The organism is Thermococcus sp. JdF3 (genome assembly GCF_012027495.1).
Classification (GTDB): Archaea; Methanobacteriota_B; Thermococci; order Thermococcales; family Thermococcaceae; genus Thermococcus.
In genome coordinates this window covers 56,536-83,394 of record NZ_SNUK01000006.1, presented here as the reverse complement: position 1 = coordinate 83,394, position 26,859 = coordinate 56,536, and the positions used below count along the sequence as shown (strand labels likewise).

The 26,859-nt window shown below is 56.1% G+C and carries 30 protein-coding genes; 15 read left to right on the top strand and 15 right to left on the bottom strand.

Annotation, left to right across the window (positions count from 1 at the left end; genetic code table 11):
- Positions 1-42 precede the first annotated feature (42 nt).
- Positions 43-1,011, bottom strand: coding sequence for a ribose 1,5-bisphosphate isomerase (locus E3E42_RS10115; RefSeq protein WP_167904459.1), 969 nt, complete (start codon positions 1,009-1,011; stop codon positions 43-45).
- Between the two features lie 238 nt (positions 1,012-1,249).
- On the opposite strand from E3E42_RS10115, the gene E3E42_RS10110 reads away from it, so the two are divergent.
- Positions 1,250-2,506: a PLP-dependent aminotransferase family protein gene (locus E3E42_RS10110; RefSeq protein ID WP_167904458.1), complete on the top strand. Its 1,257-nt coding sequence runs from the start codon at positions 1,250-1,252 to the stop codon at positions 2,504-2,506.
- A gap of 66 nt (positions 2,507-2,572) precedes the next feature.
- Positions 2,573-3,460 carry a gamma-glutamyl-gamma-aminobutyrate hydrolase family protein gene (locus E3E42_RS10105; protein WP_167904571.1) on the top strand — a complete coding sequence of 296 codons (888 nt, stop codon included), beginning with the start codon at positions 2,573-2,575 and terminating at the stop codon, positions 3,458-3,460.
- On the opposite strand, the gene E3E42_RS10100 is transcribed toward E3E42_RS10105, so the two are convergent.
- Positions 3,387-4,229: a radical SAM protein gene (locus E3E42_RS10100; RefSeq protein WP_167904457.1), complete on the bottom strand. Its 843-nt coding sequence runs from the start codon at positions 4,227-4,229 to the stop codon at positions 3,387-3,389. The genes E3E42_RS10105 and E3E42_RS10100 overlap by 74 nt on opposite strands.
- 59 nt (positions 4,230-4,288) lie before the next feature.
- On the opposite strand from E3E42_RS10100, the gene E3E42_RS10095 reads away from it, so the two are divergent.
- The 4 genes from E3E42_RS10095 to E3E42_RS10080 all read left to right on the top strand — a co-directional run bounded on the left by E3E42_RS10095 (position 4,289) and on the right by E3E42_RS10080 (position 6,707).
- The gene (locus E3E42_RS10095; RefSeq protein WP_014013369.1) at positions 4,289-4,696 is read left to right on the top strand and encodes an OsmC family protein; all 408 of its coding nucleotides are present in this window, start codon (positions 4,289-4,291) and stop codon (positions 4,694-4,696) included.
- Positions 4,697-4,735: 39 nt separating this feature from the next.
- On the top strand, positions 4,736-5,377 hold the full coding sequence (gene snatA / locus E3E42_RS10090; RefSeq protein ID WP_167904456.1) for a neutral amino acid NAAT transporter SnatA: 642 nt from the start codon (positions 4,736-4,738) through the stop codon (positions 5,375-5,377).
- 124 nt (positions 5,378-5,501) lie between these two features.
- On the top strand, positions 5,502-6,371 hold the full coding sequence (locus tag E3E42_RS10085) for a hypothetical protein (protein ID WP_167904455.1): 870 nt from the start codon (positions 5,502-5,504) through the stop codon (positions 6,369-6,371).
- A gap of 54 nt (positions 6,372-6,425) precedes the next feature.
- Positions 6,426-6,707: a family 4A encapsulin nanocompartment shell protein gene (locus E3E42_RS10080; protein WP_014789223.1), complete on the top strand. Its 282-nt coding sequence runs from the start codon at positions 6,426-6,428 to the stop codon at positions 6,705-6,707.
- On the opposite strand, the gene E3E42_RS10075 is transcribed toward E3E42_RS10080, so the two are convergent.
- From E3E42_RS10075 to E3E42_RS10055, 5 genes are all read right to left on the bottom strand, one after another.
- The gene (locus E3E42_RS10075; RefSeq protein WP_167904454.1) at positions 6,691-7,617 is read right to left on the bottom strand and encodes a triphosphoribosyl-dephospho-CoA synthase; all 927 of its coding nucleotides are present in this window, start codon (positions 7,615-7,617) and stop codon (positions 6,691-6,693) included. The genes E3E42_RS10080 and E3E42_RS10075 overlap by 17 nt on opposite strands.
- The gene (locus E3E42_RS10070) at positions 7,618-7,845 is read right to left on the bottom strand and encodes a hypothetical protein (protein ID WP_167904453.1); all 228 of its coding nucleotides are present in this window, start codon (positions 7,843-7,845) and stop codon (positions 7,618-7,620) included.
- Between the two features lies 1 nt (position 7,846).
- Entirely contained in the window at positions 7,847-8,278 is a 432-nt protein-coding gene (locus E3E42_RS10065) for a PspC domain-containing protein (protein ID WP_167904570.1), read from the bottom strand.
- Positions 8,279-8,351: 73 nt separating this feature from the next.
- Complete coding sequence (gene pfpI, locus E3E42_RS10060; RefSeq protein ID WP_167904452.1) at positions 8,352-8,852, bottom strand: deglycase PfpI; 501 nt, start codon at positions 8,850-8,852, stop codon at positions 8,352-8,354.
- A 73-nt stretch (positions 8,853-8,925) separates the two neighbouring features.
- Entirely contained in the window at positions 8,926-9,378 is a 453-nt protein-coding gene (locus E3E42_RS10055) for an Lrp/AsnC family transcriptional regulator (RefSeq protein WP_167904569.1), read from the bottom strand.
- Between the two features lie 119 nt (positions 9,379-9,497).
- Here E3E42_RS10055 and E3E42_RS10050 point away from each other — a divergent pair, with 119 nt between their 5' ends.
- Together E3E42_RS10050 and E3E42_RS10045 are read left to right on the top strand one after the other, a co-directional pair.
- Positions 9,498-10,664, top strand: coding sequence for a GTP-binding protein (locus tag E3E42_RS10050; RefSeq protein ID WP_167904451.1), 1,167 nt, complete (start codon positions 9,498-9,500; stop codon positions 10,662-10,664).
- Between the two features lie 44 nt (positions 10,665-10,708).
- Positions 10,709-10,951 (top strand): UPF0175 family protein, encoded by a 243-nt coding sequence (locus tag E3E42_RS10045; protein ID WP_167904450.1) that lies wholly within the window; start codon positions 10,709-10,711, stop codon positions 10,949-10,951.
- Between the two features lie 96 nt (positions 10,952-11,047).
- Here the strand turns inward: E3E42_RS10045 and E3E42_RS10040 are convergent, their stop codons facing one another.
- Entirely contained in the window at positions 11,048-11,533 is a 486-nt protein-coding gene (locus tag E3E42_RS10040; protein WP_167904449.1) for a hypothetical protein, read from the bottom strand.
- A gap of 180 nt (positions 11,534-11,713) precedes the next feature.
- On the opposite strand from E3E42_RS10040, the gene E3E42_RS10035 reads away from it, so the two are divergent.
- From E3E42_RS10035 to E3E42_RS10005, 7 genes are all read left to right on the top strand, one after another.
- Positions 11,714-11,893: a hypothetical protein gene (locus E3E42_RS10035; RefSeq protein WP_167904448.1), complete on the top strand. Its 180-nt coding sequence runs from the start codon at positions 11,714-11,716 to the stop codon at positions 11,891-11,893.
- Positions 11,890-13,509, top strand: coding sequence for a sodium/proline symporter (locus tag E3E42_RS10030; protein ID WP_167904447.1), 1,620 nt, complete (start codon positions 11,890-11,892; stop codon positions 13,507-13,509). Before E3E42_RS10035 ends, E3E42_RS10030 begins: the two co-directional genes overlap by 4 nt.
- A 146-nt stretch (positions 13,510-13,655) precedes the next feature.
- Positions 13,656-15,161 (top strand): FAD-dependent oxidoreductase, encoded by a 1,506-nt coding sequence (locus tag E3E42_RS10025; RefSeq protein ID WP_167904446.1) that lies wholly within the window; start codon positions 13,656-13,658, stop codon positions 15,159-15,161.
- The gene (locus tag E3E42_RS10020; RefSeq protein WP_167904445.1) at positions 15,151-16,311 is read left to right on the top strand and encodes an FAD-binding oxidoreductase; all 1,161 of its coding nucleotides are present in this window, start codon (positions 15,151-15,153) and stop codon (positions 16,309-16,311) included. The genes E3E42_RS10025 and E3E42_RS10020 overlap by 11 nt, the downstream gene beginning before the upstream one ends.
- Positions 16,312-16,371: 60 nt before the next feature.
- Positions 16,372-17,433, top strand: coding sequence for a galactokinase (locus E3E42_RS10015; RefSeq protein ID WP_167904444.1), 1,062 nt, complete (start codon positions 16,372-16,374; stop codon positions 17,431-17,433).
- A 166-nt stretch (positions 17,434-17,599) separates the two neighbouring features.
- Positions 17,600-19,015, top strand: coding sequence for a hypothetical protein (locus E3E42_RS10010; protein WP_240913691.1), 1,416 nt, complete (start codon positions 17,600-17,602; stop codon positions 19,013-19,015).
- A gap of 109 nt (positions 19,016-19,124) precedes the next feature.
- Complete coding sequence (locus E3E42_RS10005) at positions 19,125-20,360, top strand: MFS transporter (protein WP_167904443.1); 1,236 nt, start codon at positions 19,125-19,127, stop codon at positions 20,358-20,360.
- Here the strand turns inward: E3E42_RS10005 and E3E42_RS10000 are convergent.
- The 7 genes from E3E42_RS10000 to E3E42_RS09970 form a co-directional block, all read right to left on the bottom strand.
- Complete coding sequence (locus tag E3E42_RS10000) at positions 20,344-20,883, bottom strand: RNA 2'-phosphotransferase (protein WP_167904442.1); 540 nt, start codon at positions 20,881-20,883, stop codon at positions 20,344-20,346. The two genes, E3E42_RS10005 and E3E42_RS10000, sit on opposite strands and share 17 nt — an antisense overlap.
- A gap of 31 nt (positions 20,884-20,914) precedes the next feature.
- Positions 20,915-22,660 carry an endonuclease/exonuclease/phosphatase family protein gene (locus E3E42_RS09995; RefSeq protein WP_167904567.1) on the bottom strand — a complete coding sequence of 582 codons (1,746 nt, stop codon included), beginning with the start codon at positions 22,658-22,660 and terminating at the stop codon, positions 20,915-20,917.
- A 62-nt stretch (positions 22,661-22,722) separates the two neighbouring features.
- Complete coding sequence (locus E3E42_RS09990; protein ID WP_167904441.1) at positions 22,723-23,571, bottom strand: prenyltransferase; 849 nt, start codon at positions 23,569-23,571, stop codon at positions 22,723-22,725.
- Entirely contained in the window at positions 23,572-24,891 is a 1,320-nt protein-coding gene (locus tag E3E42_RS09985; RefSeq protein WP_167904566.1) for an NAD(P)/FAD-dependent oxidoreductase, read from the bottom strand.
- Positions 24,892-24,951: 60 nt separating this feature from the next.
- Positions 24,952-25,218 carry a type II toxin-antitoxin system RelE/ParE family toxin gene (locus tag E3E42_RS09980; RefSeq protein WP_167904440.1) on the bottom strand — a complete coding sequence of 89 codons (267 nt, stop codon included), beginning with the start codon at positions 25,216-25,218 and terminating at the stop codon, positions 24,952-24,954.
- Positions 25,215-25,424, bottom strand: a complete 210-nt coding sequence (locus E3E42_RS09975; RefSeq protein WP_167904439.1) for a hypothetical protein — start codon at positions 25,422-25,424, stop codon at positions 25,215-25,217. Before E3E42_RS09975 ends, E3E42_RS09980 begins: the two co-directional genes overlap by 4 nt.
- A gap of 46 nt (positions 25,425-25,470) precedes the next feature.
- Complete coding sequence (locus E3E42_RS09970) at positions 25,471-26,850, bottom strand: potassium channel family protein (RefSeq protein ID WP_167904438.1); 1,380 nt, start codon at positions 26,848-26,850, stop codon at positions 25,471-25,473.
- Positions 26,851-26,859: the final 9 nt, after the last annotated feature.

Sequence of the window (26,859 nt, the reverse complement as noted above, 5' to 3'; positions counted from 1 at the left end):
CTTTTCACCATCGACAAGACGGGGAATAAAGGGAGAAGAGCCTCAGTCCTCCCAGGGCTCGGTGTACTTGAGCGCCCAGCCGAACTCCTCCTTGAGGATATCTATCGCCGCGCTCGGCGGAATTATCCCGCGTTCCGTTATGATGACGTCCACATACTCAGGCGGGGTAACGTCGAAGGCCGGGTTCCAGACCTCGATGTTCTTCGGCCATGTCCTGAGCTCCTCCTCCGGAATGACCTCGTGGGGGTCGCGCATCTCTATCTCGACCAGCTGGCCGAGCATGGTCTCCGGGTGGAACTTGTAGGTCTCGGCGGCTATCATAGTCCAAATCCTGTGCTCCTTGGCGGTGAGGGCTATCAAAGCCGTTCCAATCTTGTTTATCACAGCTCCGTTCACGGTTATGCTGTCCGCCCCCATGACCACCTTGTCGGTCATCTTCATGTAGTGCCTGGCCGCAGAGTCAACGACGTAAATGACCGGAATGCCGTAGCTTGCGAGCTCCTTCGCGGTGAGCTTGCCCTGCCACTTGGGCCTCGTCTCGGTGACGATGACCTTTATGTCCTTCCCCTGCTCCCAGGCGGTCTTCATGACGCTTATCGCTGCCTTGCTGTGGCAGTGGGTCATTATGACGTCCCCGTCCTCTATGCGCTTCGCCCCCATCTCGCCTATTCTCTCAAGGGCCTTTTCGGAGTTGTGGATGAACTCCTTGGCCGCGTTTATGACGATGAACTTCAGCTGGTCGAGGTCGGCACCGCCGGCGTACGCCACTTTTCCGCGGTGCATGACGTAACGGAGGGCGTTGGGGAGTGAGACGGCGGTGGGCCGGGTCTCATAGAGAAGCCTGGCGGCCTTCTTCATCTCGTCCCAGAACGCATCAACGTCCGTCGCTCCGCTCTTCTCCGCCTGGATCTGGAGGGCGTAGGCCGCGTACCGCCCTATCTTGCCCGCACCCCTTATCCTCATATCCCTGATCTCCTGGGCAATCTCGAGCACTTCATTCACCACAGGCATTTCCATCCCCCCTTGCTGGTAACCCCATATTATGTCGGGAGGGTTTATAGAGCTTTTTATGTTCATCGATGAAGATTTTAGTTCCTTGATGTAAGGAAAAATACCAGGATGGTATCCTTTACATTTGTAAATGGGCCTAACGACCATTGCAGAAAGATTTATAACCAATCGCCGCCATCGTTAAGTGTATAGAATTGGTGACGTGCTCAAAAGTGTGCATTTAATGGGGGGAACGGAAGTGGAGGAAAAACTCATGCGCAAGCTGGGTTCAGGTTCACTGGATTTTGAGACGTACTTCTCGGACAAGGCCCAGAGGATGAAGGCCTCGGAGATCAGGGAGCTCCTCAAGCTCGTCGAGAGCTCTGACGTCATCTCCCTCGCCGGCGGCCTACCCGCCCCGGAGACCTTCCCTGTTGAGAAGATCAGGGAGATAGCCCAGGACGTTCTCACCCACCACGCCGACAAGGCGCTCCAGTACGGAACCACCAAGGGCTTCACCCCGCTCCGCCTTACCCTCGCGGACTGGATGGAGAAGCGCTACGGCATTCCGACCAGCAAGGTCGAGATAATGATGGTGGCCGGCAGCCAGCAGGCCCTCGATCTCATCGGAAGGACGTTCATCAACCCCGGAGACATGGTCGTCGTCGAGGGACCGACCTACCTCGCGGCACTCAACGCGTTTAAGTACTACGACCCCGAGTTTATCAGCATTCCCATGGACGACAACGGTATGATGGTCGACCTCCTCGAGGAGAAGCTCAGAAAGCTCAACGCCGAGGGCAAGAAGATCAAATTCGTTTACACGGTCTCAACTTTCCAGAACCCGATGGGCGTCACCATGAGCCTCGACAGGAGGAAGAGGCTCATCGAGCTCGCGAGGGAATACGACTTCCTCATCGTTGAGGACAGCCCCTACGCGGAGCTCCGCTACTCCGGAGAGCCCATCCCGCCGATCAAGCACTTCGACGACGAGGGAAGGGTCCTCTACCTCGGAACGTTCTCAAAGATACTCGCGCCAGGATTCAGGCTCGGATGGATAGCCGCCCACCCGCACTTCATAAGAAAGATGGAGATAGCCAAACAGGCCGTTGATCTCTGCGCCAACACGCTCGCGCAGCTCATCGCCTGGAAGTACGTTGAGGAGGGCTACCTCGACGAGCAGATACCGAAGATAATCGAGTTCTACAGGCCCCGCAGGGATGCCATGCTCGAGGCCCTCGAGGAGTACATGCCCGAGGGTGTCAGGTGGACCAAGCCCGAGGGAGGAATGTTCATCTGGGTCACCCTCCCGGAGGGCATCGACACCAAGCTCATGATGGAGAAAGCCGTCTCCAAGGGCGTCGCCTACGTTCCCGGCGAGGCGTTCTTCGCCCACCGCGACGTCAAGAACACGATGCGCCTGAACTTCACCTACGTGCCCGAGGAGAAGATACGCGAGGGCGTCAAGAGGCTCGCCGAGGTCATAGAGGAAGAGATGAAGGCCCTCAAGGGCTGACCCCTCTTCTTTTCCTTTCGCAAAGCTTTTTATCCCCTTCTTAGAACCCCAGTTAAGGTGATAGTCATGAAACCGCTGATCGGTATAATCGGTCAGATTGACCACTCGAGGAACAGGCTGTTTCTGGACAGAACCCACATCGAGAAGGTCGCGGCGGCCGGCGGAACCCCCGCGGTTTTCAACACCGCCGCATCACCGGACGAGGTTCTGGAGCACGTCGATGGCATACTCCTCATAGAGGGGCCCGACGTTCACCCCCACTTCTACGGGGAGGACCCCTCCAGTGCCATCAAGTACGTCGATGTTGACAGGGACGAGTTTGAGATAAGCCTCGTGAAAAAGGCCGTTGAGAGGGGTGTTCCAATACTCGGTATCTGCAGGGGCATGCAGGTCATAAACGTGGCCCTGGGCGGAACCCTCTACCAAGACCTCAACGAGATACCCAAGGCAATAAAGCACGACTGGGAGCTCAAACTCATAGGGCCAAGCCAGCGTGTCCACGGGGTCAGGATAAAGATGAACTCAAAGCTCTACGGGATACTCAAGGACAAGCTGGACATAGAGGGTACCAACGAGGTCTACCTCCGGGTGAACAGCTTCCACCACCAGGCCGTCAAGAGGGTGGGCGAAGGAATCCGGCCGGTTGCGTACGCGGTCGATGGGCTGATCGAAGCGATAGAAGGAGCGGAGGGCACCGAAGGATTCATTCTGGGCGTCCAGTGGCAGCCCGAATACCTGCCCGAGATGGAGAGACTGTACGGAGCCCTCGTAAGGGCCGCGGCCGAGTACCGGGCGAAGAGGCTCGAGCTTGAGAGGGTCGAGATAGAGGCGGAGCTCAGGGAAAAGCTCGGGAAGGCGGAAATCGAAGAAGCCTCATCCATTACGGAGGAACAAGGTGAGAGCCATCACAGCTCGGAAACGACCGATAACCCTCCCGACACGAGCCAAAGCTGATTCCCCTTTCCAAAACCTTTCTCTCCGCTTCCCTTAGGATCCCAAACCTCAGCCCGCGAGGCAGGTAGTGGTATCCCCCAATCTTCTCCCCCCTCTCGTAGAGGGGCCAGAGCCTCTCCATCAGCTCCGGAAACTTGGCGAACATCCGTTTCTTCGAGTCCGGCCTGAGCTTCAGCGTTGAGACGGTTATGTGACTCACGAAGCTTAAAGCGTCGAGCGTCTCCTCGAAGTCCTCCCAGGTGTAGAAGGGTATTATCGGGTCTATGCGCGCGTAGACGGGAATTCCAGCTTTCTTTGCCTTCAGGAGGGCCCTTATTCTCGCCCTCGGGGAGGGAGCATTCGGCTCCAGCAGCTTCGCCTTCCGTTTATCCACCGTGGTTACCGTTATTCCGACGGCGCACTTGAGATTGCTCAGAACGTCCAGGTCGCGCTCAAAGATATCCGACTTCGTGAGGAGCAGGCAGCGGACGTCGTAGCGCCTGAAGAGCTTGAGAACGCTCCGGGTTATGCCCAGCTCACGCTCCACCGTCGGGTAGGGGTCGGAGGAGTAGGAGAGGGCGATGATGTACCTTTTGTCGAACCGCCTGAGCTCCCTCTCCAGCTTTGGCAGAAGAGCCTCCTTCGTCCGCACGCGGAAGGCGTTGGGGATGTAGCCCGTTATGTAGCAGTAAACGCACGCGTGGTCGCAGCCGGTATAGATGTTCAGCGTGTACTTGAAGGGGCAGGTGCAGAGCTTCGCCTTCCAGGGGTCAAATGGACGTATGTACATCACCTCAAGTTTCAGAAACCCCTTTAAAGTCCTTGCCCGAGGTGGAACCGGTGATGCTCATGACCGAACCTGTGAGGGGAAAGGTTGAGTGGTTCAAGGACTATCAGTTCATCGGCAGGGTGGAGAGCGACAAATGCTCCGTCATACTTGGGGAGGGCGGGATAAGCCCCATGAAGCTCCTCCTTCTGAGTGTTGCCGGCTGCACCGCCTACGACGTCGTCATGATTCTCCAGAAGATGCGCGAGCCGATCGAAGGGCTGGAGGTCGAGATCAGCGGCGAGAGGAGGGAGGAGCACCCGAAGATATACCGGAAAATCCACCTCCACTACAGGATATACGGCGACGTGAAGGAAGAGAAAGCCAGGCGCGCGATAGAGCTGAGTCAGGACAAGTACTGCTCCGCCTCTGCCCACGTCAAACTGAGCGGTGCCGAGGTCACGTACTCCTTCGAGATAATCAAGGGTTAGGTTTTTAACCCCCTCTTCTTCCCGCCTTCGGGTGGTGACGTGATAGAGCTGATCAAGTATTTCGTGATACTCTACGGCGGACTGTTCGCGATAACGAACCCGGTCGGAGCGGTTCCAGTCTTCCTCGGGGTCACCCACGACCTCTCCTGGAGCCAGAGGAGGGAGATAGCACAAAAAACCGCCACCACGGTTATCGTGACCCTCGTCGTCTTCGCCCTCATAGGGGAGTGGATATTCAAGTTCTTCGGATCCAGCATAGACGCCTTCGCGATAGCCGGGGGAATCCTCCTATTCAAGATGGCCATGGACATGCTCTCTGGCAGGCTCTCGACGGTCAAGATAAGCAAAGAGGAGACGGAGGAGTTCAGCGAGGAAGTGGTCACGCTGGAGGAGGTTGCCATAATACCCCTGGCGATACCCCTTATCTCGGGGCCCGGTGCGATAACCACGGTCATGCTCTACATGGCAAAGAGCACTTCCATTCCGGAGAAGGCGACGGTGGTGGCGAGCATTCTCGCGATAGGCCTGACCGTCTGGCTGATCCTCTGCTCCTCCAACAGGATACAGAGGAAGCTTGGCAGGGTAGGAATAAAGGTTATGACGAGAATGATGGGTCTCATACTAACGTCTATGGCGGTTCAGATGATAATCAACGGCATCAAGGGGGCGTTCGGGCTTTAGCGTTTCACGGTTTTATTGCCCGGGACTTAAATTTTTATAACTTGGTTTTGGCCGAAATTTCACTTCTTGTGATAGAAAGGGTTAAATAGAAGAATAGCCCACCGTGTAATAGGGGGGCTCCAAAATGGATAAGAATGTGAAGGTTGCCGTCCTGGTTCTTTCCGTTGTTGTGGTTCTCACGCTGGGTTACTACATATCAGGGAACCAGCTACCAAGCAAGGACTCCAGCGACGGGGTGGACTACTCCACCGTAACCTGCACGCTTGAGACCGAGCCCGGATTCACCCACGCAAACGCCTGGACCGGCTGGAGCGTCAGGGAGCTTGTGGACAACCGCATGATGGAATTCAGCGATTTTCTGGAGTTCGTTCCAAAGGTATCGCTGAGTGAAGGAACGAGCAGCGGTTACCTGCACGCGGAGAACTGGCCGGCGGAGATGGGAATACTGCCTGAGTGCACGCTGGCTGGCAGTGCCGTCTTCTTCGAGAACAACGACACCGCGAGGGGAATGTACTACCCGGTAGTTGCCGGAAACAGGGGAGAGATAAAAAGGCAGGACATCGAACTGCCCGCGGGGAACGTTTACTTCGCCCACTACGTGATACCCACGAAGAACACCACCTGGGAGGTAACGGAAAACCTTGCGAACTCGAACGGGACGGACTTCCTGATGAGCGGCGGCATCTCGGAGAGAAGGAGGACAGAGCTCACCGGGGCCTGCACCTGCCCCATTGAAGCGGTAATCGCCCAGCTCGACGAGGCCATAAAGGCGGAGGGATTTGAGGAGAGAATCCTGGATAAAAAACCCACCGAGAACGAGTACTTCAGGCCGTTGAGTGCAAAACTCTACCGCAGAGGCGGCGATTACCTCTACGTCGAATTCTCTGAGGTCAAGGGCATGGATCTGGTGAGAGTCCTCATGATAATGGGCGACGAGGAGACGGTCAAGGCTTACGCAGAGGCCTTCACGGCGGGAAGCATCGGAGAAGGGTGATGCTCCCACCGGCACATTTTTTAGCCGGAGGTTCAACTTTTCACGGTGTTGAAAATGCGCGGAGACCTGATTCGTGTTCTCAGCTCAGTTGAGGAGAAGGCCAACGAGCTGAAGCTCGACGGCTACGAGCCGGACGTTGTCCTCCTGGGAAGGGAAGCCTACGAGTTCATAAGGGAGCAGATAAACGAGGAGTTCGGCGACGAGGAGGAGGTTTTCGAGCTCTCGGGCCTTAAGATACGCATGCTCGACGAGCTCGGAGGGGATGCAGTTGTCATCGACAGCAAGGCACTTGGCCTCGGTCCCGGCGGGGCGAAGAGGTTTAGGGTCGTCCTATAACTCCCCAGACCTTCCCGTTTCTCATTTCCACCCTCAGCCCCCTCAGGACGAGAAGGCTGAGCGAGACGGCCATTATATCGGCCAAACTGCCGGGGTTCCTCAGGTCTCCCTTCTCCCGCATGAACGCATCGAACTCCTCGATGCCCATCTTTCCCTCAAGGACTTTCCCGGCGTTCTCCTGAACGAGCCTCGCCTCTTCGATGCCGGCCTTCCTGACTATCAGCGTGTCGAGGTTATGGGCAAGAAGCTCAAGGAAAGCCCTGAGCACGGCCTCCTCCAGAGGGAGCTCCTTTATCAGCTCGTAGAGCCGTCCAAAGGTGGAGTAGCTCAGCTCGTACTCCTTGAGCCACTCGCAGAATATCATCTCGCGCTCACAGCTTATCTCGGCGAGCCTGGACAGGTTGATACCGTCCTGGAAGAGCTCCCTGAAGGAATCGTCGCTGTAAACGTCGTACTTGACCCCGGAGGGGATTCCTTTGGGGTTGGCTATCCTTATCGCCCGGTAGAGCTCCATCGTGTCCCTGACCGTTGATTCGTCGATGAGGAGCTTGGCCTTCTCCCTGGCGTCGAGCATGTTCTTCCCCATGCCCAGCCCCATGATTAGAGGGATCGAAAGGGCTATGATCCCGAAGTTGGGGTTGGCGTCCTGAGCCTCGCGCGATGCCTGAACCGCCCTCTTTATCAGCTCCCCGATTCCAGCTTCCCGGGGCTCAAGGATACCCTTCCTGAGTAACTCTGCGGTCTTTATCGCCTCGTAGTAAACGCCGAGGACGGCGGTCTCGGCGAAGAGGAAGTGGTAGAACGTCAGGTCATTGAAGTCCCTAAAGCGGCTCACGTTGCCCGGTTTTGGAAGGGCCGCCTCAAGGAGGGGGCCAAGGGTGAAAGCCCGGATTATCCTCCACCGTTCCATTCAGACCACCAGGTACAGGAGCAGGTAGATGAGATAGAGGAGCAGCACCAGTCTGCGGGCGGCTCTCCTGGTCAGCATGTAGAGTCCGAAGGCTATGAGCGTAACGCCCCAGAAGGCGTCCTTTATGTAAGGTGCGTACGGCCTGAGCCAGTCGAGGAAGGCCGGCTGAAATTCCTTGAGGAGCAGGAGGAAGCCAAGGAAAACCAGAATCAAGCCAAAGGTTCTCATCTCAATCACCCCTCATGAGGAGTATTATTCCCATAACGAGGAAGGCCACCGCCAGCAGGGTTCTGAAGTCCACCGCAGGCAGGAGGAACGGCATGAAGGGGCCGGCCAGCAGTATTGCGCCCAGCACTATCAGCAGGAGGGCGATTGCCTTCGAGTTTTCGTTTCCGGAGAAGACCTCCCCCAGCCTTTCCCCCGTCTCGTCCACCAGGTTTCCGAGCCTGTCTGCCAGGGGTTCCTCAGCCTCTTCGCCCTCCTCGGGTATTATGAGCGCCGCAAGGAAGTAGAGCAATGTCATGGCGACGGGGTTGAACACCAGAAGAACCACGAAGATCAGCCTTACAAGGGTGGGGTCAACGTTGAGGTGCTCGGCTATGCCGCCGAGTACACCGAGGAGGATTCTGTTCTCCCCTGAACGTATGAGTTTCTCCGTCATGATTCTCACCAAGAGAGAGAAACCCGGGGAGCTTAAAAACTCATCCCCCAACCGTTAAAAGAAAAGCCGAAGGTCAGCGGAGGAGCTTAACAAACTCCCTCATCCAGGCGTAGAGGTCGCCGGGGTGCCTTGAGCTCACCCAGTTGCCGTCAACGACCACCGGCTCGTCCACCCACTCGGCCCCGGCGTTTCTCACGTCGTCCCTGATGGTTACCGTGCTCGTTCCCTTCCTGCCCTTCAGTACGCCCGCCGAGATGAGTATCTGCGGGCCGTGGCAGATGCTCGCCACCGGCTTTCCGGCCTCGAACATCTTCCTGGTTATCTCAACTGCCTTCTCGTTGAGCCGGACTATCTCAGGCGCCTTTCCCCCGGGCAGGACGAGGGCGTCGAACTCGTCCGGGTCGACCTCGTCAAAGGCCAAGTCAACGTTCACGGAATAGCCGTGCTTGCCGGTTAGTCTCCCCCTCTCAAAGCTCGCCACATAGACCTCGTGTCCCTCCTCCTTGAGCCTGTGGAGGGGGTATATAAGCTCCAGGTCTTCGAACTCGTCCGCACTGAGAAACAGCACCCTCATGCCGAACACCCCCACTCAAACGCTTGGAGAAAATAGAAAGGGGGCACTTATAAGGATTTTTGGGCAGAAACGGTCAGAGAGGAAGCTCCGTGGTCTCCTTGTGTATCTTGAGGACGACCATGGTATGGGTTGCCACTACGCCGTCGATCTCACCGATGGTGTCGAGAAACTCGTTGAGCTCGTCGCTCCCGCCGGTTCGGATTTTGACCAGCATGTCGTAGTCGCCGGTGGTCTCGTATATCTCGACGATCTGGGGGTGCTGCTTGAGCTCGTTGGCGACGTGAGCGTACATACCGGCCTTGGATTTTATGAGGATGAACGCCAGGATCTGGAAACCGAGGGAGTCGGGGTCAAGTATGACCGTGAACTTCCTTATTATGCCCCGATCCTTCAGTTTCTTGATCCTCTCGTAGACCGTTGACTCCGCCAGCCCGACCTCCTTGGAAATCTCCCTCAGGGGCGTTCTGCTGTTCTTCTGGAGGATGGAGAGGATTTTCTTGTCAGTCTCGTCCAAACCCATTCGCATGAGCATCACCGCCGGTAAAAAATTTTCGAAAGGTTATATAAACTTGCCGATTTTGGAGAACCATACTTTTATAAAACGCCGCTCACCTTTTACCTCTAGAAGTTCTGGGAGGGTCAGCGATGCCAACGAACGTGACAGCGGAATACCTCGCGGCGGAGGAGGAGTACAGGAACGCCAGGACGATTCCCGAAAAGATACGCGCCCTTGAGAAGATGTACGCCACCGTCCCCAAGCACAAGGGAACGGAAAAGCTCAGACTCCAGATAAAGCGAAAGCTCGCCGAGCTGAGGAAGGAGCTGGAGAAGCAGCGGCAGATGAAGAAGGGCGGTGGCGGCCCATCGCTGAGCGTCAGGAAAGAGGGCGCGGCACAGATAGTCCTCGCTGGCCTCCCGAACGTTGGAAAGAGCTCCCTTATGAAGGCACTCACAAACGTCGACGCCGACGTCGCGGATTACGCCTTCACCACCGTCGAGCCCATCCCAGGAATGATGCACCACAGGGACGTTCAGATACAGCTCGTTGAGGTTCCCGGCCTCGTGGAGGGCGCCGCCCTCGGAAAGGGAATGGGGCCGCAGCTGCTGAGCGTTATCAGAAACGCCGACGCCGTGGCCATAGTCGTTGACCTATCCCAGGATCCGGTAAAGCAGCTGGAAACCCTTCTCAGGGAGTTCGAGAGGGCGGGGATAAAGCTCAACAAACGCCGCCCGAGGGTTGAGATAAAGAGAACCGCGATGGGCGGAATCGTCATCAACGGCCAGGAGAACATCAAGGGCGACATAAGCGAGGTCATGAAGATGCTCCGCGAGGAGAGGATTCACTCCGCGGAGATAACGGTGAAAGAACCCGTGACGCTCGAGGACTTCGCAGACGCACTCGACGAGAGCCTCGTCTGGAGGAGGGCTATAATCATCGCCAACAAGGGCGACGCCCCGGGAAGCAAGGAGAACTACGAGAAACTCGTTGAGGCCTACGGGGACAGGTTCAAGATAATCCCCGTCTCGGCGAAGAGGAAGATACAGCTTGACAAGCTCAAAGACGAGCTATACGAGCTGGCCGGGATAATCCGCGTCTTCACCAAGAGCCCCGGCGAGGAGCCGGCCTATCCACCGGTGCCGCTGAAGAAGGGCTCAACGGTTATGGATCTGGCGGAGAGGATCCACAAGGACTTCGCCAGGAACTTCCGCTACGCCCGTGTCTGGGGCAAGAGCGTCAAGTTCCCTGGCCAGCGCGTTGGGGCCGACCACGTCCTTGAGGACGGGGACATAGTGGAGATTCACGCGAGGTAGAAAGGTTTTTCTCAATGAATGCCAAAGACAGATTGGGTGGGATTATGGAGAGTGCAATGCCCGAGGGATTCCGTGACTTCCTCGGCCCAAAGCCTGAGAGGGAGCTTGTTCTCCTCGCGGCCATAGAGCTATACCGGGAGGAAAAGCTGAGCCTCGGAAAGGCTGCCGAATTTGCAGGTTTGAGTGTGAGGGAATTCCTCTACGAGCTGAGGAAGAGGGGTGTCCCGCTAAACTACACGAGAGAAGAGGCCGAGGAGGACATCAAGGCCATTGAGGGTCTGGAATGATCGTGGTATCAAACACGAGTCCTTTTATAGGGCTGTCAAACATCGGGGAGCTAAGGATACTCCGCGAACTTTTTGGAGTTGACATCTTTTCCTTATCTAACGGCAGAACGGCCCCCTGCACTTCCTCCCGTCCTTTCCGGTTACCGCGTCGAGGCTGAACTCCTTCCCATCGAGGCTGTCCATGATGAGCTTTTCCCCATCCTTTTCGTAGAGCCAGAACACCTTGTAGGCCCGGGCCTCCCGCACTATCTCTATTCTGGGAAGCCACCAGGAGACGATCCTCGAGTTCCCCCAGGTTATCGCGCTTTCAAAGGCTTTCATCCTCGCCTCCTCGTAATCAACGAGCGGCTCCATTACCTTCTTCTCCTCCACGTCCCACTCGTAGAGGTCTATGAATCCGTCCCCCCTCTCCGCCCCGAGACGGTAGAGGTCCACGTAGGCGAAGTAATCGAGAACGCGGTCGCTTCTGCCCAGACGCTTGTAGAGGAGCTTTAGGTGAAAGATGTGGTACGGATACAGCACGAAGTCCGGATTCGAAACGCCCTCAGGCTTAAATATTGGCCTCATGACGTTGACCCTCATATTTCAGCCCCCGTCATTGTTCACCAAATACATTACTTAACTGTTACCTTTTGTTTGTCACAGTATTCTAACATCCCGTTCCTAATCGGGAACTGTTAAACCAATATGTTTATATTTTCATGCGCACATATTGTGGATCGATGTCCCTTAATTCACATCGATGTATCGAGGTGAAGTAAGATGGGCTTGAGTGGTTCGGCTTGGGCAACTTTGCTGGTGCCCACTTTCCTGGGAATTTTGACCATGCTGCTCTACGGCTACTGGGACAGAATAACCGGCAAGGAGTACTACGTGGACGACGAGATTCTGGCCTACGACGAGGACCTTATGGAACAGCTCAAGGAGGAGGGTAAGGCATGAACAGCGGAATTCTCCTTGGGTTCCTGGTGTACCTAGCCCTCCTGGCCTACATAGGCTGGTGGGCCAACCGCTACACCAAGACGGAAGACCAGTACTTCGTTGGCGGGAGGAAGGTGCACGTCCTCGCCGCAACCCTATCGGACAAGGCGAGCGACTTCTCGGGCTGGTTGATGCTCGGTTATCCGGGTGCAGCGTTCTCCAGCGGCCTCGGTGCTTTCTGGGCCGGAATCGGCTGTCTCTTCGGTACCCTCGCCGATTACGTCCTTATCGGGCCCAGGTTGAGGATATACGCCGGTAAATTCAGAGCAATAACTGTCCCCGATTACCTTGAGGCTCGCTTAAAGGACGACACCAGACTGATAAGAATCCTGAGCGCGCTGATAATCGTCATCTTCATGACCGCCTATGTTGCCGCCCAGTTCACCGCGGGTGGAAAGACCTTCGCTGAGGGCTTCGGCATAAGCGACAACACCGGAATCATCATAACCGTCATCATCCTGACGGCATACGTTATCACCGGTGGATTCTTTGCCGTCGTCTGGACCGACGTCGTTCAGGCAATGTTCATGCTGCTGACGCTCATTATAGTGCCGTTCCTTGCGCTCTCGGAGATAGGCGGCTTCGATAAGGCCACGGCGATAATAGCCAGCGCGGATCCCAATCTGCTGCACCCATTCGGCGGCGCCACCGGAATAGCGGCAATAGTTTTCGCAATAGGCTACGCCTCCTGGATAGTCGGCTACCTCGGTCAGCCCCACATCGTCACCCGCTACATGAGCGTTGAGGACCCGAGGAAGCTCAGGAGACCGGGTATCTTCATCAGCGGCACATGGACCATACTCGTCCTCTGGGGCGCGTTCTTTGCAGGATTCCTGGGCTTCGCGATGTACCACGCCGGAATGCTCCAGGTCAGCGACCCCGAGAAGGTCATCCCCGCCATGGCGGTTGAACTCATGCCGAGCTGGCTGGCAGGTTTCGTCATTGCGGGCATAATCTCAGCGGTCATGAGCACCGCGGACTCCCAGCTCCTCGTCGCGTCCTCGGCCATAGCCAGGGACTTCTACCACAAGGTTCTCGGCAGGGAGCTCGGCAAGAAGCAGATGGTCAACATATCGAGGCTCGTCGTCGCTGGAGTTGCTCTCGTTGGTCTCTGGTTCGCCCTCAGTGGTCCGAAGGTCATCTACCAGATGGTCGCCACCGCATGGGGCGGTCTCGCGGTCGGCTTTGGCCCGATCCTTGTCCTGAGCCTCTGGTGGAAGAGGACGACCAAGGAGGGAGCGATAGTCGGAATGGCCTACGGTCTCATCAGCGAGGTCATCTTCGAGGCCAAGATATACGGCTGGGCGTTCAACCCGGACGCTCCTGGCTTCTTCGGCACCATCGGCGGCTGGTTCAACGGCATACCGGTGTTCTTCATCAACTTCTTCGTGACGTTGATAGTCATTATAACCGTCAGCCTGCTCACAAAGCCGCCTGAGGACGTCGTCAGGCTCCACGAGGAGATATTCAGGAAGGTTTCTATCGAGGGAACCGGTAAGAAGAGCGTCACCGAGACCAGGGCCAAGAGCCAGGTTGAGAACGTCGCCGAGTTCGTCCTCACCAGGGGAATCGTATGATTTCCCTTTTCTTCCCACCATTCTTTTCCACCGGTTCGCAGCATGAAGTTAAACCAAAGGTTTTGAACCATTTTTGGCCAACCTAACATTTATAAGCATTGGTGTATAAATAAGGGCGCCTGTTGTAAAATCTTCGAGGTGGGAGCATGAGACCGCTCGACCTGACCGAGAAGGACCCTTCTAAGAGGATCACCATCCACTTTGAAGGAAAACCCTACGAGGCCTACGAGGGAGAAAAGATTACCGTCGCACTCCTCGCTAACGGGGTGTACTGGCTCACCACCAGCACGGAGGGACGGAAAAGGGGAGCCTTCACCTTCGGCCCGGTGCCGATGGTGGTGGACAGAACCAAAAACATCAACGCCCGCAAGACCAAGGTTCGTGACGGCATGAGGCTGGAGAGGCAGGGCTATGGGGACTTTCAGGAAACCGTGGAAATCGACGAGGGCAAGCCGGTTGGAAGACTGGTCGTAGATGTGGCCGTCATCGGCGGCGGCCCGGCGGGAATAGGGACTGTCCTAGAGGTCCAGGAACACCTCACCGTCGCCATAATAGAGGAGAAGGGCTGGCTCGGCGGCGACCTCTGGCTTAAGGGCCTTCCGCAGGAGGGTTTTGGAGAGAAGAAGCCCCAGGAGGTCGTTAATGAGCTTGTCGGGAAATTCAACGAGAACGTCCGGGTTTTCAAGGGCACGATAGCCCTCGGGGTCTTCGACAAGGGCGAGTACTTCCTCGTGCCGATAGTCACTGGACAGAACCAGCTCATCGAGATAATGGCCAAGCGCGTCGTTCTGGCAGTTGGGGCGGTCGACAACATTCACCTCTTCGAGAACAACGACTATCCCGGAGTTTTCAGGAGGAGCGACGCCCTGGAGGTTCTCAACGTCTGGGGAGTTGCGCCTGGAAGGAAGGTCGCGGTCGTGGGTAGCAAGCCGGAGGAGATAACCGCGGAGCTTGACCGCTGGGGCATCAAGTACATCACAGTTCCAAACCCCAAGCGCGTTGAGGGCAGGGAAAAGGTCGAGAGGCTCATAGACACGAACGGGAATTCCTACGAGGTCGATGCCGTCATAATGGCCGAGGGAAGGAGGCCCGACATCAACCCGCCGACCCAGGCAGGCGGGAAGCTGGTCTTCAGGCACGGCTACTACACCCCCGTCCTCGATTCCAAGAACAGAATCCGCGACGGCATCTACGTGGCCGGGAGCGCCGCCAGCATAAAGCCCCACTACGCGAACTACATTGAGGGCAGGCTCGTCGGGGCGTACATCCTCAGGGAATTCGGCTTTGAGGCGGAGCCGTGCATCTACGCGGAGAGGCTGGGGGATTACGAACCGGAGGCGGTGCAGGTTCAGAGAATAGACTTCGGGAACCTTAACCTTGAGGACGTCCAGATATGCGGGTGCGACGTCTCGCTCGGGAAGGTGGACGACGTCGTGAAGTCGGGCATAACCGACCTGCAGATAATCAAGCGCCTAACGCATTTAGCGATGGGCTTCTGCCAGGGCCGCTTCTGCCTCTTTAACGGCGCGGTTGTGGTTTCGCAGAGGACTGGAACGCCGATGGACCGGCTGGACATACCCGTCGCGAGGCCGCCCCTTAAGAACATTAGAATGAAGGTCACCGCCGAGGGGGTGGAGGAGTATGCCGAGTAAAGAGCTCCCCGGGAGGAGCGATATCGTCATCATCGGTGGCGGGATAGTCGGGGTAACGCTCGCCCATGAGCTGGCGAAGCGAGGGGAGGAGGTCACTGTCATAGAGAAGCGCTTCATAGGTTCGGGCTCTACCTTCCGCTGTGGAACCGGCATAAGGCAGCAGTTCAACGATGAAGCGAACGTCCAGGTTATGAAGCGCTCCGTCGAGCTGTGGAAGAAATACAGCGAGGAGTACGGCTTCTCCTTCGAGCAGACCGGCTACCTCTTCCTGCTCTACGACGATGACGAGGTCGAGGAGTTCAAGCGGAACATAGCGATTCAGAACCGCTTCGGCGTCCCGACGAGGCTCATAACGCCGGAGGAAGCCAAGGAGATAGTCCCTCTCCTGGACATCAGTGAGGTGGTAGCTGCTTCCTGGAACCCGACCGACGGAAAGGCCGACCCCTTCCACGCGACCGCCAAGTTCGCCCTCCATGCGGAGGAGTTCGGGGCCAGGCTGGTTGAATACACCGAGGTCAAGGACTTCATCGTCGAGAACGGCGAGATAAAGGGCCTGAAGACCAGCAGGGGAACCATAAAGACGGGCACCGTCATAAACGCCACCAACGCCTGGGCGAAGCTCATCAACGCGATGGCCGGGATAAAGACCCACATCCCGATAGAGCCCTACAAGCACCAGGCCGTCATCACACAGCCCATAAAGAAGGGCTCCATAAGGCCGATGGTCATCTCCTTCAAGTACGGCCACGCCTACCTGACCCAGACGGCCCACGGTGGCGTAGTCGGAGGAGTCGGCTACGAGCTGGGGCCAACTTATGACCTCAACCCGACCTACGAGTTCCTCCGCGAGGTCAGCTACTACTTCACCAAGATCATCCCCGCCCTTAGGGAGCTCCTCATACTGAGGACGTGGGCGGGTTACTACGCGAAAACGCCTGACAGCAACCCGGCGATAGGAAAGATCGAGGAGCTGAGCGACTACTACATTGCCGCCGGTTTCTCCGGCCACGGCTTCATGATGGCCCCAGCGGTGGCTGAGATGGTGGCGGACCTTGTGACGAAGGGGAGAACGTCCCTCCCGGTTGAGTGGTACGACCCCTACCGCTTCGAGAGGGGGGAGCTTAGGGGAGAGGCCCTTCAGATGGGGTGAGCTTTCCTTTTCTCGCCACCCTTAAATATTTTCGAGCCCAACTTTCCATAGGGGAAGTTCATGTACCGCGTTGATTCTCCCGGCAGGGTGAACCCGATAGGGGACCACACCGACTACGCCCTCGGATACGTCATGCCCGTGGCAATAAACCTCTACACTGTTCTCCACGCCCAAAAGGACGAAAAAGCCAGGGTTTACTCTCAGATTTTCCGGGAGGTGAAGGAGTTCGACCTAGAGGACATCAAAAAGGCCAACGATTGGGCCGACTACGTTAGGGGAATCTTCTGGGTTCTGAGGGAGGAAGGGTACAAAGTTGGCGGAATGAGGGGAATCCTTGGGGGCGATCTGCCGATCGGTTCCGGTTTAAGCTCCTCGGCGAGCCTTGAGCTTGCTGTTTTAGCTTTCCTCAACGGGGCCTACGGGCTGGACCTCCTCCCAATAGAGATGGCCCTTCTCGCCCAGAAGGCGGAGAACGACTTTGTCGGAGTCCCCTGCGGGATACTCGACCAGTTCGCGGTCGTCCACGGAAAGAAAGAGCACGTCATATTCCTCGACACGGACACGCTGAGGCACGAGTATATCAGGTTCCCCGGCGACGTTCAGATTCTCGTGTTTTACACGGGGGTTAAACGGGAGCTGTCCTCCTCCGCCTACGCAGAGAGGAGAAAGGTCGCCGAGGAGACGCTCAGGCTCCTTGGAAAGAGAACCTCCAAGGAGGTCGAGGAGCAGGAGCTCAGGAACCTCCCCTCCCTTTACCGGCGATTCTTCGGGTACATCGTCAGGGAGAACCGGCGCGTCCTTGAGGCCAGGGACGCCCTAGAGAGCGGCGACCTCCAGAGATTCGGGGAGCTGATGACGGCCTCGCACTGGGACCTGGCGAGGAACTACGACGTCTCGAGCGAGGAGCTGGACTTCTTTGTAAGGAAGGCGGTCGAATTCGGTGCCTACGGGGCCAAGCTGACCGGCGCCGGCTTCGGCGGCTCGGCGGTGGCCATAGTTCCGGAGGAGCTGGCACTGGACGTGGCCATGAGGGTGACCGACGAGTACGTCAGGCACTTCAACTGGGAGCCTGACTACCACCTCGTGAGCCCGAGCGATGGAGTGCGCGTGAGGAAGGTCTGAACTTCTTCTGACCACTGATTTCCTGACTTTCCGCCCTGAAGGGCGAGGCTTTCAAGAGAAATGTGACGTAGAGGCACTGTAGTCCATCATCGATTATCCATATGTTGGCAAGCAATTAAACAACTTTATGCAGTAAAGTTTATAAAAAATGGATTTGAAAAATTGATTGAAAACTTTACAGGGCGATGCTATGAAACTCAAAATCGTGGGAGTCTTGTTGCTGACCCTACTGTTAACCTCCACCCTTGGCATGACGGCAACGGACTTTCTGAGTGTCGAAAGAACTTACCTCCAGGGAGGCGCTAAGGTCTTCATATTCCAACCCTCCCCCGAGGGAGGGGTAAAACTCCTCAAGCAGGGACACCTCAGCGGTCTCGTGACTCTGAGGACGGAAAGCAAAAAGTGGCGCGAAGCCGAGACTACTGAAAACCTACACGCTGTACCCACCCCGCTCGCAATATACATCACAAAGGACGGAAAGGTGGGAGTAAAAAGCATTCAGCCCGGAAAACCCCTCGAATTGAAGGGAATGTTCCCAATCGAGGAAGTTGCGGAACCCCATACCAAGCCGGGGCTGAGACTCCCGATAACGGCAAGACTGAAATATAAACTGCGCTCGCTTTTGGGCACATCGTCCTGTCCTTGGGGCTATGAGGAACTCAATGACAGATACTGCATAATCGAAAACTGGGAGTACCTTAAAGACTCATACTACGCTGACTCAAAAACCTTCACAGAATGGATCCCCTTCATGGGATTGAAAGTCAAAACTGGAGGGTATAAAGAAATAAGAAGCATCAGCGCTTCATGGGGTATTCAATTAACAACAAGTACAAATTCAATGTGGAGTCTAAGCATAGACGGAATACCTGTCCTAGATTTTGGAACTTCATACTCAGGCTCAACGCTGAAGGTCAGCTATGCGCCAGAACACGTAATAGAAACTGAGAACGGTTATTTGGACAGATACCTAAATCTCCCATTGAAGTACGTGGTCGTTGTTTACAACATTCCAGTATACGACAAGTGGAGGAAGGAATACGCCAGCATCCCCATTGCCGGAGTTTATCCCTTGGAAGTTATGATGAGCGGAGAATATAACGTCGGGGAAAGCGACCTGAACAGGAACCACTTACTAACGGATTATCTCCCGAATTCTCACTTTCCAACACGTAACATCAAGGCAGAAATAAAAGTGGCCAAAACGGATTTCCGTGGTTCGTATCCAAACCTCGTGTTTGATTTCCAGGGGAGCTCCGGATACAACTTCTATTCTACTCCCCTAGGGGGTTCCGCGGCAAATTGGCTCTGGAGCAAACTTCCCGGAATCGGAACATTATCAATAACTTTCAGCTACTCATCAACGTCTCAATCAGTCGCAACGTATCGCATTGATATAGAGGAAGGGGCACCCAACCGGGCTTATTACGCCTCAATACTCAAAAGGAACCTCACACTCACTAACAGCAACAACGTGGAAGCAGCAATGTACTTTGCCACTGTAGATGACGGCCAGGATTCTCTGCCCCCATGTATTGGAAACTTCTGTCCCAAATCACTTGATCCAAACACTGAGAGATGACGTCCCTCTCTTTTTGTTCTGAAACCCCTACGTAGCCATGCGAATGGCACGTTTCCACATACATGTTCCCGGAGGAAGTTTTATAAGAGGCTTTCCGTAGGGCCGGTCGATGAAGAGGGAAAGGGCTATCCTCCAGGGGCGCAGGGAGAAGGCAGGGAAGCTCAGGCGGCTAAAGGTGAAGAGAAAGAACGTCCTCCTCCTAGCGGTCTCCATGTTCCTCGCCAACGTCTCCTTCGGAATGGCCTTCCCGTATCTGAGCGTCTACATGCGCCTCATCGGCGGAACGATGCTCATGGTAGGCCTCCTCAGCGTGGCCTTCAACCTGACCTCCACGGCCTTCCAGTACCCCTTCGGCTATCTCTCCGACTCCACCAGAAACAGGAAAGGCTTCATAGCCCTCGGCCTCTTCTCCACGGGCTTCTTCTACGCCCTGATGGCCCTGGTATCGACTCCCCTGGCTCTACTCGCCCTGAGAACGGCTCAAGGAGCGCTCGGCTCGGCAATGATGCCTGCCAAGTCGGCCCTCATAGCGGAGCTTTCCACGAGGATAGGCTCGGCCTACGGCCTCTTCTCAACCGTTGAGAACGCCGGCTACATGGCTGGGAACTTCCTCGGCGGCTTCCTTGTAAAGAGAATCAGAATAAGGGGGATATTCGTGCTTTCCGGCGTTCTGCTGGCGGTTTCCGCGGTTATAGCCCTGGCTATGCGCGAGAGACCACGGCCGAAAAGGGCGCCGAGGCTTCTCCTGATCCCCCAGGAAGGGCGGGAGAGCGATAGGGCGACCGTCGGAAAGAAAGCCCTGAGAAGGCTGATGCGGGGCCACCTCGGAACCTTCTACCTCAGCGTCCTGCTGATGATGGTAGCCAGCGGCCAGGTTTACTCCGTAGTCCCGGTTTACTTCGGCGAGACCTTCGGCGAGGAGTGGGTCGGCCTGCTCTTCGGCATCGATTCCCTCGCGGCCGCCCTGAGCGGCTACTACATCGGGAGGCTCATCGACAGGTACGGGGCCAAAAGGTTCTACCTCCTCTCCATAGCCGGCTACGGTATCGCTTTCCTCGGTTACGCCTTCGCGAAAAGCATCTACCTAATGCTCCCCGTTGCCTTCCTCTCGGGCGTGAAGTGGTCAATGACGCTGAATTCGGCCTCCACTTACGTCGCCGAGCGGGTGAGGGTGAGCGAACGCGGCCAGGGGATGGGCCTGCTGAACGCGATGATGAGCCTGGGCTGGGTCGTCGGGCCTCTCCTCGGGGGCTACCTATCGGGGATAAGCTTCACCCTGAACTTCGTGAGCACGCTGATTCCCCTCGGGCTGGCCTTCGTTTTAGCCCTCAGACTGCCAGGGTGATGCACTCGGGCGGAACGCGTTCGACTATCCTGACGTTCTTTCCGGCTCTGTAGATCCTCAGGCCCCTCTTCCTCAGACAGTCGGCGTCTATGACGAGAAGAACCACGTCCCTCCCGTGCCTCCTGCCCGTTTCGATTGCCTCACTTTTGCTCGTCGTTAGGTGAACGAACTGCCGCTTCATCGGTTTGAGTCCTTCTTTCAGAATCCGCGTGAGGTTCCTCCTCGGCGTTCCGTGGTAGAGAACCTCCGATTCCGTGTCCTCCTCGTGGTTTAGAGAGACCGGAAAGCTGTGGCCGTAGCGGGCGCGGATGTTCCCATCCCTAATCTCGTAGCGCCCCTTGGGGTCGAGCCGGACTATCTCCCTCACGAACTCCTCGGTGACATCGGGATAAACGCTCCGCAGGGCACTCACGAGCTCCTCCAGGGGAACGAAGCCCCTGGAGTCAGGCTTCAGCCCGAACTCCTCCGGGGAGTGGCGCAGAATGTAGGCCATCAGCCTGCTCACCCTGACCCTCGACGGCATGGAGAGGAGTGGAGGGGGAAATAAAAAAACCTCACGGAAGCTCGATGACCGCCCACACCGGCCTGTGGTCGGAAACCTCGACGTCGCAGAGGCAACCGTAGTCCTTAACCCGGGCCGGCCAGTCCCTCTTGAGCAGAATGTAGTCTATGTTCTCCTCGTCCCTGACCCCGTTGCGCTCCCAGAGGAAGGTGTACGGGGGCCTCTCGGGGAAGGCGTCGCGGTAGTCGCGCGTGAGTATTGCTATTGCCTCCTCGTCAGGCTCCGCGTTGGTGTCGCCCCCTATTACCTGGGCCACCGGTTTGCTCTCCGCGAACTTGAGCAGCTCCTCGGCCTGCATCGCCCTCTCCTCCTCGCTCAGCCCCATGTGGACGTTCACTAGGGTGAGGCCGAGTTCCTCGATGAAGACCTTCTGTGCCGGTCTCGCCTGGCCGACGCTCTCAAGGTTGAGTTCACCCTCTGTTCTCATGTGCCAGTGGGAGAAGACCGCTATCCCGTAGCTTCCCTCAACAGCGGGCTTGTACTCGTAGGCGTAGCCCAGGCGGGCGGAGATGAAGAGGGGCACGTCCTGGTAGCCGTTGGCTATCATTCCGCCAACAACCTCCTGGGCCAGCCACACGTCCGGCCTCTGCTCGGCTAAAAGGTTAACCAGTTCATAGCCGTTGAAGGTGCCGTCGTAGGGCCCGAAGCCCTGGTGGACGTTATAGGTCCAGATGAGGACGTCCTTTTTCGCTTCGCCGTAGGTTGGCCCCGGGTTGAAGAGTGCCAGGGTTATCAGGGAGGCGACGATGAGGCCGGCCAGCGGACCGGCCATTTCCCTCGCGTTTGGGAGTCCAACTTCGCGGTCCTTCCCGTAGGCGCTGAGGGCGTAGATTACTGAAGCGACCAGAATCAAAATCTCAAGCCTGTCCTCCATGAAGGCCAGCCCTATGTCCCTGCCCACGTAGGCACCTATGGCGAGCGTTGAGACGAGGAAGAGGTAGAACGCACCTATGACTCCTCCCCTGCTGCCCTTGGCGTTCTCAACCAGCGCCATTGAAGCCGCGAGAGCTAAGGGGAGGCCGATGAGCGAGAGTGGCTTGAGGAAGAGCGTGGCCGAACCGAGGACGAGTAGGGCCATCGCGAGGGAGGGCTTTCTGGCAAGGTACGGGCCGAGAAGAATCGCCAGGGCCACGAGCAGGGAGAAGCCGATGAACTCGGGCAGGTAATAGACAGTCATTCCGGAGTAGCGCATCACGGCGTTGGGGTAGATGAGGCCGAGCTCCAGAAGGGCGGCGAAGGCGTACAGCCCAAAGCCGGGCTTCTTGAGGGTTCCCGGTTCCTTCCAGAGAGTGTATGAGCCGAGGAACAGAAGGACGGCCAGGATTACCCTCGTGTAGGGGAAATCAGCCGGTTCCCCGCCGGTGGCCAGAACGCGGAGGCTCAGGTCGGCAACGAGGCCGATCGCCAGGTACTTGACCTCAAGCTCCTTGACGAGGGCCAGAGCCACTGGAAGGGCAAAGGCCGCTATCAGGTGCGTGTATTCAGTTGCGTCCGTGGCGAGGAGCGCGATGGCGTAGGCGGCCATTATGGCCGCTCCGATCTTCCTACCAAGCCGCCCGACGAGAAACGCCGCAAGCAGGAGCAGGAGAATTCCCAGTCCGGAGGGGAAGTTCATCCCGTAGAAGAACGTCTTTTCCAGGCTCGAGTAAGCGCCGGCGACGAAGATTCTCATGCTCGACGCGAGAAGCACCCCTGTTCCGAGGCCGAGCAGTATTTTATCCCTCTCGTCCACCTTCATATCAATCACCTAAAACCCAAGTTGTTGGGAGAGCACTTAAACTTTGTTGATGATCCAACTGCTCAGAGGAAGAAGGGAAGCAGGAAAACCAGCGCCCCCATGAGAAAAGCCGCCTCCATCTTCCGGAACACTTCCTGCCTTTCAGCACCGTCGAGCCAGTGCCATAGTTGAAGGACAGAATATGCCATAAAAGGGAGCGAAAGGACAGAGGGAAGCGGGTAGTATCCGAGGAGGCAGTAGACGACGACCATGAGGGAGGATAGGACAAAGAGAAGCATCCCGACCTTTATTCCCCTCTCCCGCCCGAGCCACGAGGCGGAGGTTCTTGCCCCCAGGGCGAGGTCCTCCTCTATGGTCGGTATCGCGAGTATCATGTGGCCGGCCGAGAGGAGAACGAAGAAGGGGAGGGAGTAAACGACCGCCCATCTCACCGGAAGGCCGAGGGACTCAAAGATAAGCCCCATCGTGACGGGGCCGTAGGTGAGACCGTTGGTTAGCGAATCGACGAGGGGCCTCGCCTTGAAGCGCAGCGGAGGGGCGGAGTACGCTATGGCGAGGAAAGAGGCGATGAGCGTTATAGCAAAGGCCTTAATGGATATCAGCGCGGAAAGGGCAAGCGCCGGAATTAGGAGGCCGTAGCCGAGGAGTTTAGCGACCCTCAGGCTCACCTTTCCGCTCACGAGGGGGAGTTCGGTTCTGTTGGCCAGCAAATCCAGCTCGTAGTCGTGGTACTCGTTGATGACGAGGCCCGCCGACGTGACGAGAAAGACCACGAGCATCGCTATGAGAAAATCAGCCGTGAAGAAAACTCCGTAGTGGTAGCGCGCGATGGTAAAGGCCACTAAGCCCGGAACGAGGGAGGGAAGGGCGAACTTGGGACGAAGAAGGGAAAGTAGAGCCCTAAGCTCCACTCAGCGGAACCTCCTGAGCGCCATCTCAGCGGCGACGCTTATCGGGTCGATGGTCGGGCTTACCGGCGGGGCGTAGGCGGTCTCAAGGTAAACGACGTCCTCAACGGTCGCGCCCTTCTGTGCCAAAGCTGAGAGCGTCATTATCCTGCCCCAAACCCTTTCCCCGCCGACTATCTGCGCGCCGATTAGCTTCCTGTCGGACTTCCTGAAGATTACTTTAACCGTTATCGGCTTGCCGCCAGGGTAGTACTCGGGCTTGGTGGAGCCTTTGAACTTGCCAACGGCTATCGCAATGCCCTCTCTCTTCGCCCTCTCTTCGGTTATTCCGAAGGTGCCTATCTCGAGGCCGAAGAGCTCGGTTATTGCGGTGTTGAAGGTCGGCCTGAAGGCGACGTCCTTTCCAGCTATGTGCTCCGCCGCAACCTTCGCCATTCTCACCGCGCTCGTCCCGAGCTGGCTGAGCGTCCTTCCCCCGGTAACGGCATCAATGACCTCCGCGCAGTCGCCTATCGCGTAGATGTCCGGGTCGCTCGTCTGGAGGTGCTCGTTGACGACTATTCCGCGGTTCACCTCAAGCCCGGCCGCCTTCGCCAGGTCGGTGTTGGCCCTCACACCTGTGGCGACGAGAACCAGATCGGCCGGGACTTCCTCATCGCCTATCCTGACCGCCCTGACCGGGCTTCCGATTATCTCGCTAACTCCCTCGTTGAAGCGGAAAGTTATGTTGTGTTTCTCCATCTCGGCCTGGACGAGCTTGGCGGTGTCTTTGTCGAGCATGGTCGGCATGAGCCTGTCCATGAGCTCAACAATTAGAACCTCCATGCCGAGCTTCGCAAAGGCCTCGGCCCCCTCGAGGCCGATTAAACCGGCGCCGATGACGACGGCCTTCTTCGGCTTCCTCTCGGCTATGTAGGCCTTTATCCTCCTCACGTCGTCGAGGCTCTTGAGGGTGAACACTCCCTCGTTCTCCACGCCCTTGATGGGTGGAACAAAGGCCTTAGAGCCAACCGCCAGGACAAGCTTGTCGTAGGGAACCTCGCCCTCATCGGTAATTACGACTTTCCTCTCGCGGTCTATGGACTTGACTTCCGTTCCGAGCATGAGCTCAATCTTCTGCTTCTCGTAGAACTCGTTGGGGAAGACGATAACGTCCTCGGGCTTCTCTATCGTGCCGCTGATAACGTGAGGCAGGGCGCAGGGGGAGTACTGCATCGTTTCCTCCTTTCCGATGACGGTTATCTCAGCTTTCCTGTCGAGCTTCCTCATGAAGAGGGCGAAGTTGCTTCCGGCAGTTCCAGAACCGACGACCACTATTTTCATGAGCACCACCGGAGGGAGAAGGGCGAGGAGGTATAAAAAGTTGGCTTTAACCTCAGGTTGTCAGCGGTACGCCCTTTCGCGGGGTTCAACCTTCAAAATAACAACGGTATCCTCATTCCAGCGGACTGTGTAAAGAATCCTGTAATTACCAAGTCTAACCCGGTAAGCTCTCTCAGAACCGCACATCTTTTTGACATCAAAACTTTCCACTGGAACCGGATTGATTTTCAGCGTCTCAACGAGTTCAGCAAAACGCTTTAGGTGGGCGGGAGGGAGATTTCGTATTCCCTTCTCGGCCTTTTTGCCGATGATTACCCTAAAGCTCATAGACCAAGCTCCCTCTTCAGCTCTTCCCAGTCCTTTCCGCCCTCAAGTGCTTCCTTTTCGAGGGTCTCGATTTCTTCGGGGCTTTCGCCCTCTTCTTTCTCAAGGAGCCTCTCCTTGAGCATGAGGAGAGCTTTTTCCATCTCGTCAAGCCTTTTCCTCATCTCGCGGATGTCGTAGAGGAGAACGTTTATCGGGTCGGCTTCCATGTTCTCACCGTTTCCAACTATGTGCAGGGAATATAAAAGGATTGAGTCAGCGCATCCACTTTCTCGCTATCACCGCGACGATGAGCGCCATGAAGACGGCTCCGGTTAGGGCTTCGATTGCACTGAGGGCTTTGAGCCAGCCTGTCGGGTGCATGTCGCCGTAGCCGAGGGTGGTGAAGGTGACGAGGGAGTAGTAGAGGGCGTTGGCGAAACGGACAACGATGTTTGAAGTTTCTGGGAATCCATCAATTTGATGGCTCCAGATGGTGTATGGAACTGCGTTTCCAATGATTACAAGCAACGAAAATAGGAACAGCCGAACCCAGTTCGTGCCGTATTCTGAAGACAAATCGGCCAGTAGCCATTCCACGAAATTATGAACATAGGCTTTAACTTTGCTTAACTTGCCTCGTGCATTTTTTAGTCGAGCCCTACGCTTAGCACGCATTTCGAGGACAAACATCCTATCTGCTTCCTCTCGTTTGCCTTCTTTTTCGAAGCTTAGGCGTTGAACACGGCGAGCTTCGATTTCTGCTTCGGGAAGTTTGAATAAGCCGCTATCAAAATCAATCTCTATGCCCCCATACAGAATTACATTTGAGAAATCCAAATAACTATGGAACATAAAACCCTCATAATGAGACATTAGGTCCTCAAGCTCATCAATAATATCAGGCCAAACAAACAATAATTTTCCCTGGAATATTGAATTTGAAAGGATAAGACTCCCGCGAAAAACTCCAGAAAGCAAATGAAAGTTAGCATTCTCAAACCGTGAATTAACGAACGATACAGAGTCCTCAAAAACAACTGTTGCAAAAACTGGACTAATATTAGCCCAATAGGATTCACAACTTTTTGATTTGAACGATGCGTTATCAAAAGACACATTACAATGAAAAATAGCCCTATCAAAGTAGGCTCCATCCTCAAAGATGGCATTGCGGAATGTAACTCCGGGTACCATAAGGCCATCTAAGATTGCGAATTTGTCCTGACTGTGCTGTTTGAGATATCCTATAAACTCCTTAATTGTTGGAAACTTGACGGGCCTATCAAGAGTACTCTCAGGAAAGTGAGGACGGTCATAAAACTCTGAATTCCTAAAACTAATTCTCCATTTAAAAATAGAGTTTTCAAAATTGACACCCCTCTTGAACACAGAAAATTGAAAGAACAGGTCAGAATACTCACCTGCAGGTCTTGGAAAAACATAACCCATACATTCAACATAGTCCTCAAAAACCAGCCTTTTTATCTTCTTCCCATCCACCTCAATCTCCTCAATCCTCGGCTTGAACCTCTCAAAAAACTTCCCCCAGAACTCTACAGCCTCCTCCTCACTCTTGTTCGGCTTGTGGAAGATGCAATACTCTTGGTCGGCAGTCTCAGGATCGCAGTTCCCGAAGTGCTCCATCTTGCACATGAGAGCTCA